Source organism: Variovorax soli NBRC 106424 (genome assembly GCF_001591385.1).
In the GTDB taxonomy this organism is placed as follows: domain Bacteria; phylum Pseudomonadota; class Gammaproteobacteria; order Burkholderiales; family Burkholderiaceae_C; genus Variovorax; species Variovorax soli.
The window spans coordinates 12,681-29,770 of record NZ_BCUU01000065.1; the positions used below are offsets into that span (position 1 = coordinate 12,681).

The following is a 17,090-nucleotide window of genomic DNA, read 5'->3' on the forward strand; positions in this document are numbered from 1 at the left end:
AAACTCAGTTGACGACGATCTGCTTGTCGCGGATCACCTTGCCCCACTTGTCGAAGTCGGTGCGGATGCGCGTGGCCATCTGCGCCGGGTCGCCATAGGCCGACACGGCACCGGCCTTCACCAGCTTGTCCTGCACGTCCTTGTCGGCCAGGATCTGCTTGATCTCGGCGCTCACGCGGTCCACCACCGGCTTGGGCGTGCCGGCCGGCGCCAGCAGGCCGCCCCACGACACGGCGTCGAAGCCCTTGAAGCCCTGCTCCGCAATGGTCTTCACATCGGGCAGCTGCACGATGCGCTGCGGCGAGCCCACGGCAATGGCGCGCAGCTTGCCGGCCTGGATGTGCGGCAGCGCGGCCACCAGGTCTGCATACATCACCGGCACCTGGCCGCCCAGCAGGTCGGTCACCGCGGGCGTGCCGCCCTTGTAGGCGATGTGCTGCATGTCGAAGTTGCCCAGGCTCTTGAGCATCTCCATGGTCAGGTGGCCGAAGCTGCCCGGGCCCGAGCTGGTGTAGTTGAGCTTGCCGCCCTCGGCCTTGGCCTTGGCGATCAGGTCGGGCAGCGTCTTCACGTCCGGCAGCACGGTGGGGTTGACCACCACCACGATGGGCAGGTCGTACACGCTCGCCACCGGCGCGAAGTCCTTCACCACGTCGTAGCCGGCGCTCTTGTACAGGTGCGGCGCCAGCAGCGTGGGCGTGGCCAGCATCATCAGCGTGTAGCCGTCGGGCGCGCTCTTGGCGACGAACTGCGCGGCAATGGTGCCGGAGGCGCCGGCGCGGTTCTCCACCACCACCGGCTGCTTGAGCCGCTCGGACAGCTTCTGGCCGACCACGCGCGAGGCGGTGTCGGTGGGCCCGCCCGGCGGGAAGGGCACGATCAGCTTGATGGGCTTGGCCGGCCACTCCTGCGCGGCTGCAGGCACTGCGGCCAGCACGGCGAGCGAGGCGAAGGCTGCGCCCAGGGCCAGGCGTCGTCGGGTGATGTTGGCGGATGTCGTCATGTCGATGTCTCCCATTTCGGATTCAGGAATTCAGGAAAGGCCTCAGAGCACGCCCTGCTGCCGCAGCGATGCAATGGCCTGCGCGTCCATGCCCAGCACCTCGCCCAGCACCTTGTCCGTGTCCTGCGACAGCAGGGGCGGTGCGCTGCGGATGGGCATGCGCTCGCCATCGATGCGGTAGGGCGGTGCCAGCACGTGCATGCGGCCGGTCTCGGGGTTGGGCAATTCGGCCACCAGGCCGGCCTGCACGCTGCGCTCGGACTGCAGGGCCTCGCGCAGGCCCAGCACCTCGCCGCAGGGAATGCCGGCGGCACGCAGGCGCTGCAGCAGCAGTTCGCGCTGTCGCTTGGCAAGTTCGGCGCGCAATTGCGGCAGCAGATCGTGCCGGTTCTGCGAGCGGCCGATGTTGGTGGCAAAGCGCTCGTCGGCAGCCAGGTCGGGCCGCTCGATCACCTCGGTGCAGAAGCGCTGGTACTGCGCGTTGTTGCCCACGGTGATGACCAGCGGGCCGTCGGCCGCGTCGAACACGCCGTAGGGCACGATGGACGGATGCGCATTGCCGTACTTGGGCGGATCGCCGCCCAGCAGCAGCGCCTCCATGCCGTAGTAGCAGGTGATCATCAGGCCGCAGTCGTACAGCGCCATTTCCACATGCCGGCCACAGCCGGTGCGCTGGCGGTCGAACAGCGCGGCCAGGATGGCCTGGGCCGAGTACATGCCGGTGAACATGTCGACCGCCGCCACGCCGAACTTGAGCGGGCCCTGCCCTTCCTCGCCGTTGAGCGCCATCAGGCCCGCCTCGCCCTGCACCAGCAGGTCGTAGCCGGGGCGCGCGGCCTCGGGGCCGTCGGTGCGGTAGCCGGTGATGGAGCAGTACACCAGCCCCGGGTTGATGGCCTTGAGCGACTCGTAGTCCAGCCCCATCTTCGCGATGCCGCCGAACTTGAAGTTCTGGATGACCACGTCGCTCTTGGCGGCCAGTTCGCGCGCGATGCGCTGCCCCTCGGCCGTCTGCAGGTCCAGGCCCACCGACTGCTTGTTGCGGTTGGCGGCGTTGAAGTACGAGGTGTTGCGCGAGCCCACGCGAATGCCCCAGTCGCGCGTGTCGTCGCCGCGGCCGGGGTGCTCGATCTTGATCACCTCCGCGCCCAGGTCGCCCAGCGCCTGCGCGCACATGGGGCCGGCCAGCACGCGCGACAGGTCCAGCACGCGCACGCCGGACAGTGGAAGACGGCTCATGCCTGCGCTCCCAGTTCGATGTAGCGGGCCAGGTGATGGTCCTCGTCGCCCAGCTGGTGGTCGATCATCACCAGGCGCTTGGCGTAGTGCGACAGCGGCAGCTCCCAGGTCATGCCGATGCCGCCGTGCAGCTGGATGCTCTCTTCCGCCACGCGGGTGCCGATGCGGCCGATGCTGTACTTGGCGGCCGACAGCGCCTTCTCGCGGGCGATGCGGTCTTCGCCGTCGACCGCGGCGGCCGCGTTGATGACGGCCGAGCGCGCCTGCTCCACTTCGAGCAGCAGGTCGGCCATGCGGTGCTGCAGCGCCTGGAAGCTGCCGATGGGCACGCCGAACTGCTTGCGCGTGCGCAGGTATTCCAGCGTGTCCCGCTTGGCGACTTCCATGGCACCCAGCGATTCGGCAGCCAGCGCCAGCAGGCCCCAGCCGGTGGCGTGCTCCAGCACGGCGGCGCCTGCGCCTTCGGTGCCCAGCAGCGCGTCGGCGCCGACGCGCACGCCGTCCAGCTTCAGCTCCGCCGCGCGGCCGCCGTCGATGTTCTGGTAGCCGCGCCGGGCGATGCCCTGCGCGTCGCCCGGCACGAGGAAGAGCGAAATGCCATCGGCTTCGTCTTCCGCACCGGCGGTGCGTGCCGACACCAGCAGCAGCCCGGCCTGTTCGCCATGCTGCACCACGGCCTTGGCGCCGCTCAGCACCCAGCCGTCGCCCGAGCGCTCGGCGCGCGTGCGCACCAGCGTCGGCTCGTAGTGCGAGCCGGGTTCGTCATGCGCCAGCGCGGCGATGGTGCTGCCGTCGATGAGCGATGCGATGCGCTCCTTCTGCGCGCCGCTGCCCGCCTTGGCGATGGCGCGCCCCACGATGAGGGCGCCCAGGAAGGGCTCCACCACCAGGCCCTTGCCCAGGCTCTCGAAGACCACGGCCACGTCGAAGCCGGCGCCGCCGAAGCCACCCACGTCTTCGGGGAAGAGCGCGCCCAGCGCGCCGATCTCGGCCAGCTGCGCCCAGTGGTCGAGGCTCAGGCCCTCGCCGCTCTTGGCGATGCGGTCGCGCTCGGCAAAGCCGTACTGCTCGGCAATGAAGCGGTCCAGCGAGTCCGCCAGCATGCGGCGGTCTTCGGTGTGTTCGAAGTTCATGTCGTGCTCCCTGCTGTCAAAGGCCGAGGATCATCTTGGAGATGATGTTCTTCTGGATTTCATTCGAGCCGCCGAAGATCGACAGCTTGCGGTTGTTGAAGTACTGCGAGGCCAGCGGCGCCGCCTCCGCGGGGCCGACGGGCTCTTCGCCAAAGCCTTCGTGCAGCGCTGCCTCGATGAAGGGCTGCGCATAGGGGCCCATGGCGCGGCGCGCCAGCGACGAGATTTCCTGCCGGATCTCGGTGCCGCGGATCTTGAGCATGGAGCTTTCCGCGCCCGGCACGCCGCCACCGGCCACGGCGGCGATCACGCGCAGGTTGGTGGTCTTCATGTTCTCCAGGTCGATCTCGACCTTGGCCAGGCGCGCGGCGAACATCGGGTCCTGCGCCAGCGGCTTGCCATGGCGCTGCACCTTGGCGGCAATGCGCTTGAGTTTTTCCAGCGCCGCCACCGAGAAGCCCACGCCGGCGATGTTGGTGCGCTCGTAGGTCAGCAGGTACTTGGCATAGGTCCAGCCCTTGTCCTGCTCGCCCACCAGGTTCTTGGCCGGCACGCGCACGTCGGTGAAGAACACCTCGTTCACTTCGTGCTCGCCGTCCAGCGTGATGATGGGCCGAACCTCCACGCCGGGCGAGTTCATGTCCACCAGCAGGAAGCTGATGCCCGACTGGGCCTTGGCCTCCTTGTTGGTGCGCACCAGGCAGAAGATCATGTTGGCGTGGTGGCCCAGCGTGGTCCAGGTCTTCTGGCCGTTGACGATGTAGTGGTCGCCCTTCTCATCCGACTTCAGCACCGCGCTGGTCTTGACCGATGCCAGGTCCGAGCCCGAGCCCGGCTCCGAATAGCCCTGGCACCACCAGTCCTCGCCGTTCAGGATGCGCGGAAGCCAGTACTGCTTCTGCGCCTCGTTGCCGTACTTGATGAGCACCGGCCCCAGCATGTTCACGCCGAAGGGCACGATGCGCGGCGCACCGGCCAGCGCGCACTCGTTCTCGAAGATGAACTTCTGCACCGCGCCCCAGCCCGGGCCGCCGTACTGCTTGGGCCAGTGGTTGGCCAGCCAGCCTCGCTCGTTGAGGATGGCGTGCCACTCGACCATGTCGGCACGCGTGAGGCGCAGGCCGTTCCTGACCTTGTGCGACAGGCGCTCGGGCAGCTTGTCCTTCAGGAATTGAAGGACCTCGCTGCGGAAGGCTTGTTCTTCGGCGGTGAACTGAAGATCCATGGCTGGCTCCCTGGTGTGTCTGTCGGTCAGAAGATTTCGAAGAGGCCGGCGGCGCCCATGCCGCCGGCGATGCACATGGTCACCACGCCCCACTTCACCTTCTGGCCCGCGGCCTTGCGGCGGCGGCCTTCCAGCAGGATGTGGCCGGCCAGGCGCGCGCCCGTCATGCCGAAGGGGTGGCCGATGGAGATGGCGCCGCCGTTCACGTTCAGGCGCTCATCGGGAATGCCCAGCGTCTGCTGGCAGTAGATGGACTGCGAGGCGAAGGCCTCGTTCAGCTCCCACAGGTCGATGTCTTCCACCTTCAGGCCGAAGCGCTGCAGCAGCTTGGGCACGGCGAACACCGGGCCGATGCCCATCTCGTCGGGCTCGCAGCCGGCCACGGCCATGCCGCGGAAGGCGCCCAGCGGCGAGAGGCCCAGGCGCTCGGCCTCGGCGGCTTCCATCAGCACGCAGGCGCTGGCGCCGTCCGAGAGTTGCGAGGCGTTGCCCGCGGTGATGAACTTGTCGGCGCCCTTCACCGGCGCGAGCTTGGCCAGCGATTCGTAGGTGGTGCCGGGGCGGTTGCAGGTGTCGTGGTCGACCGTAACCTGCTTCTTGCTCACTTCGCCCGTTTCCTTGTTGGCCACCGCCATGGTGGTGGTGATGGAGATGATCTCTTCCTTGTAGCGGCCGGCCTCTTGTGCCTCGGCCGTCTTGCGCTGGCTTTCCACCGAGAAGCGGTCCTGCGCCTCGCGGCTGATGCTGTAGCGCTGCGCGACGATGTCGGCGGTATCGATCATCTCCATGTAGAGCGCCGGCTTGTGCTCGACGATCCACGGGTCCATGCCCGAGTTGCCGTCTTCGCGCGTGCGGATGCCCGAGATGCTCTCGATGCCGCCCGCGATCATGGCCGGCGCGCCGTCCACCACGATGCGGCCGGCCGCGATGGCGATGGCCTGCAGGCCCGAGGCGCAGAAGCGGTTGACGGTGGTGCCGGCGATGGACAGCGGCAGCTCCGAGCGGATGATGGCCTGGCGCGCGATGTTGCGGCCGGTGGTGCCTTCGGGGTAGCCGCAGCCCAGCACCGCGTCTTCGATGAGGGCAGGGTCGATGCCCGAACGCTCCACCGCGGCGCGCACCGCGAAGCTGGCCAGCGTGGGGCCGGGCGTGATGTTGAGCTCGCCGCGGTGCGACTTGGTCAGCGGGGTGCGGGCGGTGGAAACGATGACGGCCTGGCGCATGGAGATCTCCTAGGGTTGGACGTGGAGTTGGTCTTTCTCCTTCCCCCTCTGGGGGAAGGCAGGGATGGGGGCATGCGCTGCGCTCAAATCCCAGCGGCGCGCGTGCCCCTCACCCGGCCTCTCCCCAGCGGGGAGAGGAGGAATGCATTTACTGGTTGAGGCTCGAAAAGTCCTTGCCTTCGGCCACCAGCTTCTCGAGCAGCGGCGCGGGCTTCCAGAACAGCGGGTCTTCCTTGGCGAAGGCGCGGATGTCTTCCAGGATCTTGGGCAGGCCGACCATGTCGGCGTACTTCATCGGGCCGCCGCGGTGGCGCGGAAAGCCGTAGCCGTAGAGGAAGGTCACGTCCACATCCAGCGGACGCAGCGCGATGCCTTCGGCCACCACCTTGGCACCCTCGTTGACCATGGCGGCCATGTAGCGGCGCATGATTTCTTCCGCGGTGAACTTGCGCGGCGTGATGCCCTTCTTCTGCCGCTCGGCATCGACGATGGCGAGCACCTCCGGGTCCGGCTGGCCGACGCGGGCGCCTTGCGGATACAGGTAGAAGCCGCGGCCGGTCTTCTGGCCGAACCAGCCGCGCTCGCACACGCGGTCGGCCACTTCCACATAGCGCGCCTTGGGGTCGCGCGTGGCGGCGCGCCTCTTGCGCGTGGCCCAGCCGATGTCGCCGCCGGCCAGGTCGGTCACCTGGAACGGGCCCATCGGGTAGCCGAAGCCGCGCACCGCCTCGTCGATCTCGTAGGGGCTGGCGCCGTCTTCCATGATGTAGTCGGCCGCCTGCTTGTACACCGCCAGGATGCGGTTGCCGATGAAGCCGTCGCACACGCCGGCGCGCACCGGCACCTTCTTCATGCGCTTGGCCAGCGCGAAGGCGGTGGCCACCACGTCAGCGCTCACCTTGGCCGGCACCACGATCTCCAGCAGCTTCATGATGTTGGCCGGGCTGAAGAAGTGCAGGCCCACCACGTCCTGCGCTCGCGTGGTGCTGGCGGCAATGGCGTCGATGTCCAGGTACGAGGTGTTGGTGGCCAGCACGGCGCCGGCCTTGCACACGCGGTCGAGTTCCTTGAACACGGCCTTCTTCACTTCCAGGTCTTCGAACACGGCCTCGATGACGAGGTCCACGTCCTTGAATGCGGCGTAGTCCGTGCTGCCGGTGTAGCGCGCCATGACGGCAGCCTTGGCCTCGGCCGTCATGCGGCCCTTGCCGATGAGGCCGTCGTACACCTTCTCGACATTGGCGCGGCCGCGGTCGATGGAGGCCTGGTCGCGCTCCACCATCACCACCGGAAAGCCGGCATCCAGCGCCGACACCGCAATGCCCGCCCCCATGGTGCCGCCGCCGACGATGCCCACGCTGTTCAGGGCGCGCGGCTGCGCGGCCTTGGCCTCGGGCACCTTCGCCACTTCGCGCTCGGCGAAGAAGGCGTGGATGAGGCCGGCGCGCTGCGGGCTCTCGATGCAGGCGAGGAAGGCCTCGCGTTCGAGCTTCACGGCTTCGTCGAAGGGCTTGTCCAGTGCGTTCTGCACGGCTTCGACGATCTTCATGGGCGAGAACAGGCCGCGCGATTTCTTCGCGGTGTCGGCACGGGCGGCGTCGATGGCGGCTTGCGCGGTGGCGCGGTCGGCCAGGCCTTGCGCGTCGCGGGTGCGGCGAACGCCGGCACCTTGCGCCAGCAGTTCATTGGCATAGGCCAGGCCCGCGGCCGCTGCGTCGTCGCCCTCGGCCACGCGGTCCACCAGGCCCATCGACAAGGCTTCCCTGGCCTTGATGTGGCGGCCGGTGAGCATCAGGTCCAGCGCAGCGGCGGCGCCCGCCAGGCGCGGCGCGCGCACCGTGCCGCCGGCGCCGGGCATCAGGCCCAGTTGCACTTCGGGCAGGCCCAGCTTGGCGTCGGCCAGCGTCACGCGGTAGTGCGCGGCCAGGGCGATCTCCAGCCCCCCGCCCAGCGTGGCGCCGCGCAGCGCGGCCACCACCGGCTTGGCGCAATCCTCGATGCGGTTGCACACCTCGGGCAGCGAGGGCGGCTGCGGCGCCTGGCCGAATTCGCGGATGTCGGCACCAGCCACGAAGTTGGCACCCTCGCCCACGATCAGGATCGCCTTGGCGGCCGGGTCGGCATCGGCCGCCTCGATGGCCGCCTTCAGCTCGCGCCGCACGGCGGACGAGATGGCATTGACGGGCGGGTTGTCGATGGTGATGCGCAGCACGCTGCCCACAAGGGCGGTGTGCACCACGGAAGCGGTGGTCGTCATGAGGGGGTGTCTCCGTTGAGGAATGGCCCGCGGGCCTTCGCCCGATTCTCATTCGAGGCTTCCGGATAGACAATTGGCAGACAGATTGACAGACTGTCAATCTAGATTTGACAAAGCCTCCGCGCCGTACCGATTCATGGACCTCAACTCCCTCGCCCTGTTCGTCGAGATCGTCGACGCCGGCAACCTCAGCGAAGCGGCGCGGCGCCTGCGCATGAGCCGCGCCAACGTGAGCCACCGGCTGGGCCAGTTCGAGCGCAGCCTGGGGCAGGAGCTGCTGCGGCGCACCACGCGCCGCATCGAGCCCACGGAGATCGGCCTGCGGCTGTACGAGCACGGCCTGGCCATCCGCAACGAGCTGCTGGCCGCGCAGGAATCGGTCTCGTCGCTCGGCCACAGCCTGCAGGGCCGCGTGCGCCTGTCGGTGCCTTCGGGCTATGGGCAGCTGGTGATGTCCGACTGGCTGATCGCCTTCAAGCGGCAGCACCCCGGCATCGTGCTGGACGTGATGTTCGAGAACCGCGTGGAAGACCTGATGCGCGAGGAAGTGGACATTGCGGTGCGCGTGATGTCCGAGCCGCCGCAGAACCTGGTGGCGCGCGACATGGGCCCCGTGCACTACGTGGCCTGCGCCAGCAGCGCGTGGGTGCGCGAGCACGGGCTGCCGGCGCAGCTGGAAGACCTCAAGCACGCGCCGCTGATCACCTCGGCCGTGCACGGGCGGCAGCTGCGCGTGTCGGCCTACCTGGGCAAGGAGCGGCACGAGGTGCTGCTGGAGCCCACCATCATCTCGGAGAACTTCCTCTTCCTGCGCCAGTCGGTGCTGGCCAGCCTGGGCGTGGGCATCGTGCCCGACTACGTGTTCGACCGCGAGCTGCGCGAGGGCGAGGTGGTGGCGGCGCTGACCGAATGGCGCCTGTCGATCTTCGGCACGCACATGTACATGCTCTACATGCCGGGGCGCCACCGCACCAAGGCCATCACGACCTTCATCGACTTCATGCTGGAGAAGGCCAGGCAGGCGGGGCGGCGCGAGCAGCGCTAGCGGTGTGCCCGGCGCGCGCACGCGGCTGCCGGACCGGCGTGTCAGTCCTGATCCAGCGCGCTGAACTGCTCATGCAGGTGGTCCACCAGCGCCCGCACCGCCGGCAGCAGGCCGCGGCGCGAAGGGAACACGGCATGCACCACCTCCCGGCGCGGCGCCCAGTCGGGCAGCAGGCGGACCAGCCGGCCACTGTGCAATTCGTCGGCCACCAGCATGGCGGGGAGCTGCACGACGCCCACGCCCGCCACCGCCGCGGTGCGCAGCGCGCTCATGCTGCGCGTGACCAGCCGGGGTCGGGCTCGGACTGGGTGAGGGCCACCGCCTCTTCCGCGGCGTTGGCTTCCACCAGCATGGCGCGGCAGTGGGCGTAGTAGGTCTGCCCCACATCGGTCACGGCGAAGCGGCGGCTGGAGCGCTGGCCCACCACCTGGGCATAGAAGAAAAGGTCGTTGAGGTCTTTCATCGTTCTGCCTGCGGAACGCTGCGGGCGGATTTTGCAGTCTTTTGCGCGGATCGTTCCGCCCATATTCTTTCTCCATGGCTGCGGCCGTTGCGGCCTTCACTTCACACACACACGCAAGGAGATCGAGATGAAGAAAGTCCTGGGCATCTACAGCGCGCCCCGCCCGCACTGGGTGGGCGACGGCTTTCCGGTGCGCTCGCTCTTCGGCTACGACGGGCTGGGCAAGCACCTGAGCCCCTTCCTGCTGCTGGACCATGCGGCGCCGGCCACCTTCGAGCCCGGCACGCACCGGCGCGGCGTGGGCGTGCATCCGCACCGCGGCTTCGAGACCGTGACCATCGTCTACCACGGCGAGGTGGACCATCGCGACTCCACCGGTGCCGGCGGCCACATCGGCCCGGGCGACGTGCAATGGATGACGGCCGGCGCGGGCATCCTGCATGAGGAGTTCCATTCGGAGGCCTTCACCCGCCAGGGCGGCCTGCTGGAGATGGTGCAGCTGTGGGTGAACCTGCCGGCGCGCGACAAGATGACCGCGCCGGGCTACCAGACGCTGCTGGACAAGGACATTCCGGTGGTGGAGCTGCCGCAGGGCGCGGGCCGCGTGCGGGTGATTGCGGGCGAGTTCGAGGGCAGGCAGGGCCCGGCGCGCACCTTCACGCCGATCGACGTGCGCGACATCCGGCTCGTGCAGGGCTCGTCCACGCAGTTCGAGACGCGCGAAGGCCACACGCTGGCGCTGGTCGTGCTGCGCGGCAGCGTGCGCAGCAACGGCGGCAGCGAGGTGGCACGCGAAGGGCAGCTGGTGCACCTGGCGCGCGATGGCAGCGGCGTGCAGATCGAGGCCGAGAGCGACGCCACGCTGCTGTGGCTGGCGGGCGAGCCCATCGACGAGCCGGTGGTGGGCTACGGGCCTTTCGTGATGAACACCGAAGCCGAGATCCGCCAGGCCGTGAACGACTTCAACAGCGGGCGCTTCGGGCGCATGGCGGCCTGACGTGAAGCGAGGCAGGCCATTGCCCGGGTGGTGAAGGCCACTGGCAGTGGACTCGCAGCGCGCGCGCCTGAGTCCTACAGCGCGGCCCGTGGCGCGCTGGTAGAACGGCCGGAGGCCGGCGTACCATGCCGCCCGGTCCGCACCGCCTTGCGGGCGACGGCCAACCGCGTCGCCTGCAAGGCGGATCGTTTTTTTCTGATGAACTGGAGACCCCAAGTGACCAGTAAGAACACGATCTGCCTCTGGTACGACAACGCCGCGCTCGATGCCGCGCAGTTCTACGCCAAGACCTTTGCAGACAGCGCGGTGGGGCGCGTCACCCGCGCGCCCGGCGACTTCCCCGACGGCAAGGAGGGCGACATCCTGACGGTGGAGTTCACCGTCCTGGGCATTCCGTGTGTCGGCCTGAACGGCGGCCCGATGTTCAAGCACAACGAGGCTTTCTCGTTCCAGGTGGTCACCGAAGACCAGGCCGAGACCGACCGCCTGTGGAACGCCATCATCGGCAACGGCGGCCAGGCCAGCCAGTGCGGCTGGTGCAAAGACAAGTGGGGCCTGTCGTGGCAGATCTCGCCGCGCATCCTCATCGAGGCAGTCTCGGGCCCGGACCGCGCCGCGGCCAAGCGCGCCTTCGAGGCCATGATGCCGATGAAGAAGATCGACATCGCGACCATCGAGGCGGCGATCAAGGGTTGAGGCGCCTCAGGTCGGCACGGCTGCCACCGAACCGGCTCAGCGGGCAGGCCGGCCTGTCTCCCGCGCCCGGAACACCTGCACCACCTGTTCCCTGAACTGCTTCATGAGGCTGGAGAAATAGGCGCTGCGCCGCCAGAAAAGCCCCAGCTGAAGCGTCCACACCGGCGCGGGTGCGGGCAGCGCGGCCAGACCCGCGCCCTGCAGGCCCGACAGCGAATCGGCCGTCATGACGGTCAGCAGGTTGCTGGCGCGCACCAGCGGTGCAAAGGCCGCGGGCGAAGCGTCGGACTGCAGGAACGCGCGCGGTGCCTCCATGCCATGCTCGCGGAACAGCGCCTCGACCCAGGCCCGCAGGGCGATGTTCGAGGGCGGCAGCACCCAGGGCTGCGCGGCCATGTCGGCCACCGTGAATCGGCCGCGCAGCAGCGGATGGCCCTTGCGAACGACCACGTAGGAGTTCTGCTTGCCCAGCACGGTGCAACTGAACGCGGCCGGAACCTGCGCCGGCACGGCGGCAATGGCGAAGTCCAGTTCGCCGTTCTCCAGTTGCTGCATCAGCACCCCGGTGAGCTGCACGCTGGTCTGGAAGCGCACCGCCGGACCTTGTGCCAGGAAGTGCGACAGCACGGGCGTCATCACCGATTCGACGATGGCCGGCACGGTGCCCACGCGCAGTTCGCCGGACTGGCCCGTCTTCAGGTCCTGGATCTGATGGCGCGTGTCGTCCACCCACTGTCCGAGCAGCAACGCGCGTGCGTGCAGCGCCTGGCCGATGGCCGTGGGCGCCACGCCGCGCGGCGTGCGCTCCAGCAGCCGCACGCCCAGGGCACGCTCCAGCCTCTGCACTGCCTTCGACAGCGCCGGCTGCGTGATGCCCAGCGCGTCGGCGGCGCTGTGCAGGTTGCCGGCCTCCACGGCCTGGCGGAACCAGTACATGTCCTTCAGTTGCATGGCGATGTCGAATGCCTCAGGGGCTCGATTCCAATTGGTTATCGCGAAACCCCATGATAGGGGTGGGCGGCGCGGGGGCGCGTTTCCATAATCGTTGCAGCACCGGGCGCGGCAGGGCCGCACGGCAAGCACCACAACGACAGGAGACAAGCCATGAACACATCCGCCGCGCGGCGGCGGCCTGCGCGACGCCGCGCACTCGCCTCGTCCGCCCTGCTGCTGGCCGCGCTGGTCCTCGGCCCCCAAGCGCGCACGGCGCAAGCGCAGGAGCCCTACCCCAGCCGGCCCATCCGCGTGGTCGTGCCCTACCCCGCCGGCGGCAACACGGACATCATTGCGCGCGACGTGATGAAGGAGCTGTCGGCCCGCCTGGGACAGCCGGTGGTCATCGACAACAAGCCCGGCGCCAACAGCATCCTGGGCACCGAGCTGGTGGCCAAGGCCGCGCCGGACGGCTACACGCTGCTGGTGGTGATCGGGGCGTATGCCAACAACGAGTCGCTGTATCGCAACCTGCCGTACAAGGCGTCGGACCTGGCGCCCGTGTCGCAGCTCACGCGCACGTCGCTGGTGCTGGTGAGTGCCCGGCCCGGCATCCGCACGCTGGACGACCTGGTGCGCTCCGGCCGCGACGCGGCCGCCCCGCAGAGCTTTGCCAGCAGCGGAGTCGGCTCCGCGGCGCACCTGCTCGGCGAACGGCTGGCCCGCTCCACCGGCATGAAGGGCGCCATGCATGTGCCGTACAAAGGCACGGCGGACGCGACGGCCGACCTGGTGAGCGGGCGGGTCGGCTTCATGTTCGACGCCATCTCCGCCATGGGCGCGCAGATCCGCCAGGGCAAGCTGGCAGCGCTGGCCGTCACCGGCGAGGCCCGTTCGCCGCAGCTGCCCGACGTGCCCAGCATGAGCGAGCTGGGCCACCCGGACCTGGTGAGCTATGCCTGGGCCGGCGTGATGGCGCCTGTACGCACGCCCGCACCCGTCGTGCAAAGGCTGTCGGCCGAGCTGGCCCAGGTGCTGCAGGGCGCGGAGCTTCGCGCCAAGCTGCAGTCGATCAGCACCGAAACCGTGGGCAGCACGCCGGCCGACTTCGGCCGCTTCATCGCCCAGGAATCCAGGATCAACGGCGAGTTGATCCGCCAACTCAAACTGACGCTGGACTGAAGCCGAAATCCGAATGAACCAAGACCCGACCTCCTCCCAACGCACGGTCCGCATCGGCGGCGCCTGCGCGTTCATCGGCGACAGCCTGACGGGCCCGCGCCAGCTGGCCCATGCCGAGGGCATGCAGTACCTGGTGTTCGACTACCTGGCCGAGATGACGCTGTCCAGCTTCGCCCAGGCGCGCAAGGCGGACCCGTCCCGCGGCTACGCGCAGGACTTCATCGACGTTGCATTGCGCGAGGTGCTGGCGGTGTGCATGGCACGCGGTATCCGGCTGGTGGCCAATGCGGGCGGGCTCAACCCGCGCGGCTGCGCGGCGGCCATCGAGTCGCTCGCACGGGAGCTGGGGTGCGCGCCGCGCGTCGCCTTCATCGAGGGCGACGACGCATTGGAGCTGATGCCGGCGCTGGCCGCGGAGGGTGTGCGCGACTTCTACGACGGCACGCCCATGCCCGCGGGCATCGACAGCGCCAACGTGTACCTCGGCGCGCTGCCGATCGCACGCGCGCTGGCACTGGGCGCCGATATCGTGGTCACCGGCCGCATCGTGGACAGCGCCACCACGCTGGGCATCCTCATGCATGAATTCGGCTGGCGCGCCGACCAGCACGACCTGCTGGCCGCCGGCTCGCTCGCGGGCCACATTCTCGAATGCGGCCCGCAGGCCACGGGCGGCATCTTCACCGACTGGGAGACGGTGCCGCAGTGGGAGCGCATCGGCTATCCCTTCGTCGACTGCGGGGCCGACGGCCGCTTCACGGTGGGCAAGCCCGAAGGCACCGGCGGCTGCGTGACGGTGGCCACGGTCAGCGAACAGATCCTGTACGAAGTGGGCGACCCCGGCTGCTATGTGCTGCCCGACGTGGTGTGCGACTTCCGCTCGGTACGGGTGAGCCAGGCGGGCATCGACCGGGTGCGCGTGGAAGGCGCCCGCGGCGTGCCGCCGCCGCCGACCTACAAGCTCTCCGCCAGCTGGCAGGACGGCTTTCGATGCATCGCCCAGCTGTCGGTGTTCGGCACGGATGCGGTGCCCAAGGCCCGCCGCACCGGCGAAGCCCTGCTGGCGCGCGTGCGGGGCCTGCTGGCGGACAAGGGGTGGAGCGATTTCGACAAGGTCGCAATCACCGTGCTCGGCGCCGAAGACGGCTATGGACCGCACGCGAAGACGCCGAGCCTGCGCGAGGCGATGGCACGCGTCGCCGTCACCCACGCCAGCCGCGAAGCGCTGGAACTCTTCTCGCGCGAGGCACGCGCACCGGGCGTGTCCTTCGCCCCGGGCACCACCAGCGGCAGCGCGCTCACGCTCAATGGCCGCGCGGCGGTGGAGCCGCGCTATCGCCTGTTCTCCTGCCTGGTGGACAAGCGCCGGCTGCCGGTGCCCCGCGTGATGATGGGCGGCACCTCGACCGAGGTGCCCGTGCCCGTCGGCGGCGAGCCGCCGCCCGCCAGCGATGGCGTGCGCGCCGGCCCATCGGCTGCGCCACCGGTTGCTGCACCGTCTCGGGCCGTGCCGCTGATCTCGCTGGCCCATGGCCGCTCGGGCGACAAGGGAGACAGCTCCAACATCGCCGTCATCGCACGCCGCCCCGAAGACCTGCCGCTGCTGCGCCGGGAGCTCACGCCCGAGCGGGTGCGCGCCTATCTCGCCCATCTGGTCCGGGGCGAGGTCATCCGCTACGAGGTGCCGGGCCTGAACGCGCTGAACTTCCTGCTCACCGGTGCGCTGGATGGCGGCGGCCCGACCTCGCTGCGCCCGGACCCGATGGGCAAGGGCATGGCGCAGATGCTGCTCGACATGCCCGTGCAGCTCGAATAGGCCTCGGGACCCGAAGGCGTCGGCAGCAGTCGACGCGCATCAGAACTCGTCGCGCCAGCCGCCGCGGATCGCCTCCACAAATCGCTTGAGCTTGGGCGGATACAGCCGCGCGTAGGGATAGATCAGGTAGCACGGCAGCGATGAGGCGTGCCACTCGGGCACGAGCTGCACCAGGCGCTTGGCCGCCAGGTCTTCAGTCAGGAGCCAGGTCGAGCCCACGCAGGCGCCGAGGCCCATCAGCGCTGCGCTGCGCAGCGCATACAGGCTGTCGGTGGACATGCGCGGGCTGATGGGAATGCGGCATTCCTCTCCGTCGCGGGTTCGCGTCAGACTCAGCTCGGTGCGGTAGTAGGTGCGCATGGCCAGCCAGGGCAGGCTCGCCAGCTCGGACGCATGGCGCGGCATTCGCTTGCCTTCGGGCAGCACCGACGGCGCCGCCACCACGATGCGCGGCACCTCGGCCAGCTTGATCGCGACGATGCCGGGGTCCTCGACCTCGCCGACGTGGATCGCGCAGTCCACGCCGTCGCCGATGAAGTCGGGGCGCCGGTCGTTGAGCAGCCAGTCGACGTTCACGCGCGGGTGCTGGCGCAGGTAGGCGGCCAGCGGCTTCACCAGCAGCTCCTGGCCGAAGGCGTGCGGCACCATGACGCGCAGCGTGCCCTCGGGCTCGCCGTCGCCGCGCAGCTCCGATTCAAAAGCGTCCCAGTCCTGCACCAGCTCCTTGGCACGCGCGAAGCAGCGCTCGCCGTCCTGCGTGAGCTTCAGTGCGTGGGTGGAGCGCCGGATCAGCCGCACGCCCAGCTGCTTTTCCAAGGCCTGCAGCCGGCGGCTCACCGTGGGCTGCGTGGTGTGCAGCAGCGCGGCCGCGGCCGACAGGCTGCCCGCCTCGACGATCTGCACGAAGGTGTTCATCAGCTCGATGCGGTCGGACGGCGGCACGGCGGCGGCCGATGGGCGGGCGGTTCTCATAGTGCGAATTTCAGCTCGTTTTATGCATCCATCGTATAGCCGTAGTTCGCCCCTTGCTACTACCACCTCTGGCGTCGATCCGTCAAACTCGCGGCCATTCGGAAAATTACAGGGTTAACGCTATGTCTTCCATTCAATTGACGCATGACAGCCGCCTCGCGGCTGCCGAGCGCGGCCGGCTGCCAACGTCGCTGGTGCTGCTGCTGGCCGCGAGTGCCGGGCTGTCGGTGGCTTCGCTCTACTACAGCCAGCCGATGCTGGGCGTGCTGGGCGCCGAGATCGGTGCCTCGGCCGGCGCCGTGGGCCTGCTGCCGACGCTCACCCAGCTGGGCTACGCGCTGGGCATCCTGCTGCTCGCGCCGCTGGGCGACCGGTTCGACCGCCGCCGCATCATCCTGATCAAGGCGGCGGTGCTGTGCGCGGCACTGCTGGCCGCAGGCGCGGCGCCGGGCATCGGGCTGCTGCTGGTGGCCAGCCTGGTGATCGGCCTGTCGGCGACCATGGCGCAGGACATCGTGCCGGCCGCGGCCACGCTGGCGCCCGATGCGCACCGCGGCAAGGTCGTGGGCACCGTCATGACGGGCCTGCTGCTGGGCATTCTCCTGTCGCGCGTGCTCAGCGGCTTCGTGGCCGAACACTACGGCTGGCGCGCAATGTTCATGCTGGCGGCGGCGAGCCTGGCGCTGACCGGCGTTGCGGCATGGCGCGGGCTGCCGCGCTTTCGGCCCAGCACGCAGATGCCGTATGGCGCGCTGCTGGCATCGCTGGCGGCCCTGTGGCACCAGCACGGCGCGCTGCGCCGCGCCACGCTGGCGCAAGGGCTGCTGGCCATCGGCTTCAGCGCGTTCTGGTCCACCCTCGCGCTGCTGCTGCACGGCGCGCCGTTTCACCTCGGCAGCGCGGCGG

The 17,090-nt window shown here is 69.4% G+C and carries 16 protein-coding genes; 6 read left to right on the forward strand and 10 right to left on the reverse strand.

Going from position 1 to position 17,090, the window contains the following annotated elements:
• Window positions 1-4: 4 nt before the first annotated feature.
• The 6 genes from VSO01S_RS17905 to VSO01S_RS17930 form a co-directional block, all read right to left on the reverse strand.
• On the reverse strand, window positions 5-1,003 hold the full coding sequence (locus VSO01S_RS17905; protein ID WP_068644188.1) for a Bug family tripartite tricarboxylate transporter substrate binding protein: 999 nt from the start codon (window positions 1,001-1,003) through the stop codon (window positions 5-7).
• Window positions 1,004-1,045: 42 nt separating this feature from the next.
• The gene (locus VSO01S_RS17910) at window positions 1,046-2,242 is read right to left on the reverse strand and encodes a CaiB/BaiF CoA transferase family protein (protein ID WP_068644173.1); all 1,197 of its coding nucleotides are present in this window, start codon (window positions 2,240-2,242) and stop codon (window positions 1,046-1,048) included.
• Complete coding sequence (locus tag VSO01S_RS17915; protein ID WP_068644174.1) at window positions 2,239-3,375, reverse strand: acyl-CoA dehydrogenase family protein; 1,137 nt, start codon at window positions 3,373-3,375, stop codon at window positions 2,239-2,241. Before VSO01S_RS17915 ends, VSO01S_RS17910 begins: the two co-directional genes overlap by 4 nt.
• A 16-nt stretch (window positions 3,376-3,391) precedes the next feature.
• The gene (locus VSO01S_RS17920) at window positions 3,392-4,600 is read right to left on the reverse strand and encodes an acyl-CoA dehydrogenase family protein (RefSeq protein WP_068644175.1); all 1,209 of its coding nucleotides are present in this window, start codon (window positions 4,598-4,600) and stop codon (window positions 3,392-3,394) included.
• A 26-nt stretch (window positions 4,601-4,626) separates the two neighbouring features.
• Entirely contained in the window at window positions 4,627-5,823 is a 1,197-nt protein-coding gene (locus tag VSO01S_RS17925) for an acetyl-CoA C-acyltransferase (RefSeq protein WP_068644176.1), read from the reverse strand.
• Between the two features lie 148 nt (window positions 5,824-5,971).
• A complete protein-coding gene (locus VSO01S_RS17930; protein ID WP_068644177.1) occupies window positions 5,972-8,080 on the reverse strand; it encodes a 3-hydroxyacyl-CoA dehydrogenase NAD-binding domain-containing protein in 2,109 nt (702 codons plus the stop codon).
• A gap of 136 nt (window positions 8,081-8,216) precedes the next feature.
• Between VSO01S_RS17930 and VSO01S_RS17935 the strand changes: the two genes are divergently transcribed.
• A complete protein-coding gene (locus tag VSO01S_RS17935; protein ID WP_068644178.1) occupies window positions 8,217-9,125 on the forward strand; it encodes a LysR family transcriptional regulator in 909 nt (302 codons plus the stop codon).
• Window positions 9,126-9,166: 41 nt separating this feature from the next.
• Here VSO01S_RS17935 and VSO01S_RS28020 read toward each other — a convergent pair whose 3' ends face one another.
• Complete coding sequence (locus VSO01S_RS28020; RefSeq protein ID WP_245684246.1) at window positions 9,167-9,487, reverse strand: LysR substrate-binding domain-containing protein; 321 nt, start codon at window positions 9,485-9,487, stop codon at window positions 9,167-9,169.
• Window positions 9,394-9,588 (reverse strand): hypothetical protein, encoded by a 195-nt coding sequence (locus tag VSO01S_RS28025; protein WP_068644180.1) that lies wholly within the window; start codon window positions 9,586-9,588, stop codon window positions 9,394-9,396. Before VSO01S_RS28025 ends, VSO01S_RS28020 begins: the two co-directional genes overlap by 94 nt.
• Before the next feature lie 127 nt (window positions 9,589-9,715).
• On the opposite strand from VSO01S_RS28025, the gene VSO01S_RS17950 reads away from it, so the two are divergent.
• Complete coding sequence (locus VSO01S_RS17950; protein ID WP_068644181.1) at window positions 9,716-10,585, forward strand: pirin family protein; 870 nt, start codon at window positions 9,716-9,718, stop codon at window positions 10,583-10,585.
• A 216-nt stretch (window positions 10,586-10,801) separates the two neighbouring features.
• Window positions 10,802-11,281 carry a VOC family protein gene (locus tag VSO01S_RS17955; RefSeq protein WP_068644182.1) on the forward strand — a complete coding sequence of 160 codons (480 nt, stop codon included), beginning with the start codon at window positions 10,802-10,804 and terminating at the stop codon, window positions 11,279-11,281.
• 36 nt (window positions 11,282-11,317) lie between these two features.
• On the opposite strand, the gene VSO01S_RS17960 is transcribed toward VSO01S_RS17955, so the two are convergent.
• Window positions 11,318-12,232, reverse strand: coding sequence for a LysR family transcriptional regulator (locus tag VSO01S_RS17960; RefSeq protein ID WP_068644183.1), 915 nt, complete (start codon window positions 12,230-12,232; stop codon window positions 11,318-11,320).
• Window positions 12,233-12,385: 153 nt separating this feature from the next.
• On the opposite strand from VSO01S_RS17960, the gene VSO01S_RS17965 reads away from it, so the two are divergent.
• Window positions 12,386-13,396: a Bug family tripartite tricarboxylate transporter substrate binding protein gene (locus VSO01S_RS17965; RefSeq protein WP_068644184.1), complete on the forward strand. Its 1,011-nt coding sequence runs from the start codon at window positions 12,386-12,388 to the stop codon at window positions 13,394-13,396.
• Window positions 13,397-13,409: 13 nt separating this feature from the next.
• Complete coding sequence (locus VSO01S_RS17970; protein ID WP_068644185.1) at window positions 13,410-15,212, forward strand: acyclic terpene utilization AtuA family protein; 1,803 nt, start codon at window positions 13,410-13,412, stop codon at window positions 15,210-15,212.
• A 39-nt stretch (window positions 15,213-15,251) separates the two neighbouring features.
• Here VSO01S_RS17970 and VSO01S_RS17975 read toward each other — a convergent pair whose 3' ends face one another.
• Window positions 15,252-16,184: a LysR family transcriptional regulator gene (locus tag VSO01S_RS17975; protein ID WP_068644186.1), complete on the reverse strand. Its 933-nt coding sequence runs from the start codon at window positions 16,182-16,184 to the stop codon at window positions 15,252-15,254.
• A 122-nt stretch (window positions 16,185-16,306) separates the two neighbouring features.
• On the opposite strand from VSO01S_RS17975, the gene VSO01S_RS17980 reads away from it, so the two are divergent.
• Window positions 16,307-17,090 (forward strand): MFS transporter (locus VSO01S_RS17980; protein ID WP_153305302.1); only part of this gene is annotated, 784 nt, incomplete at its 3' end.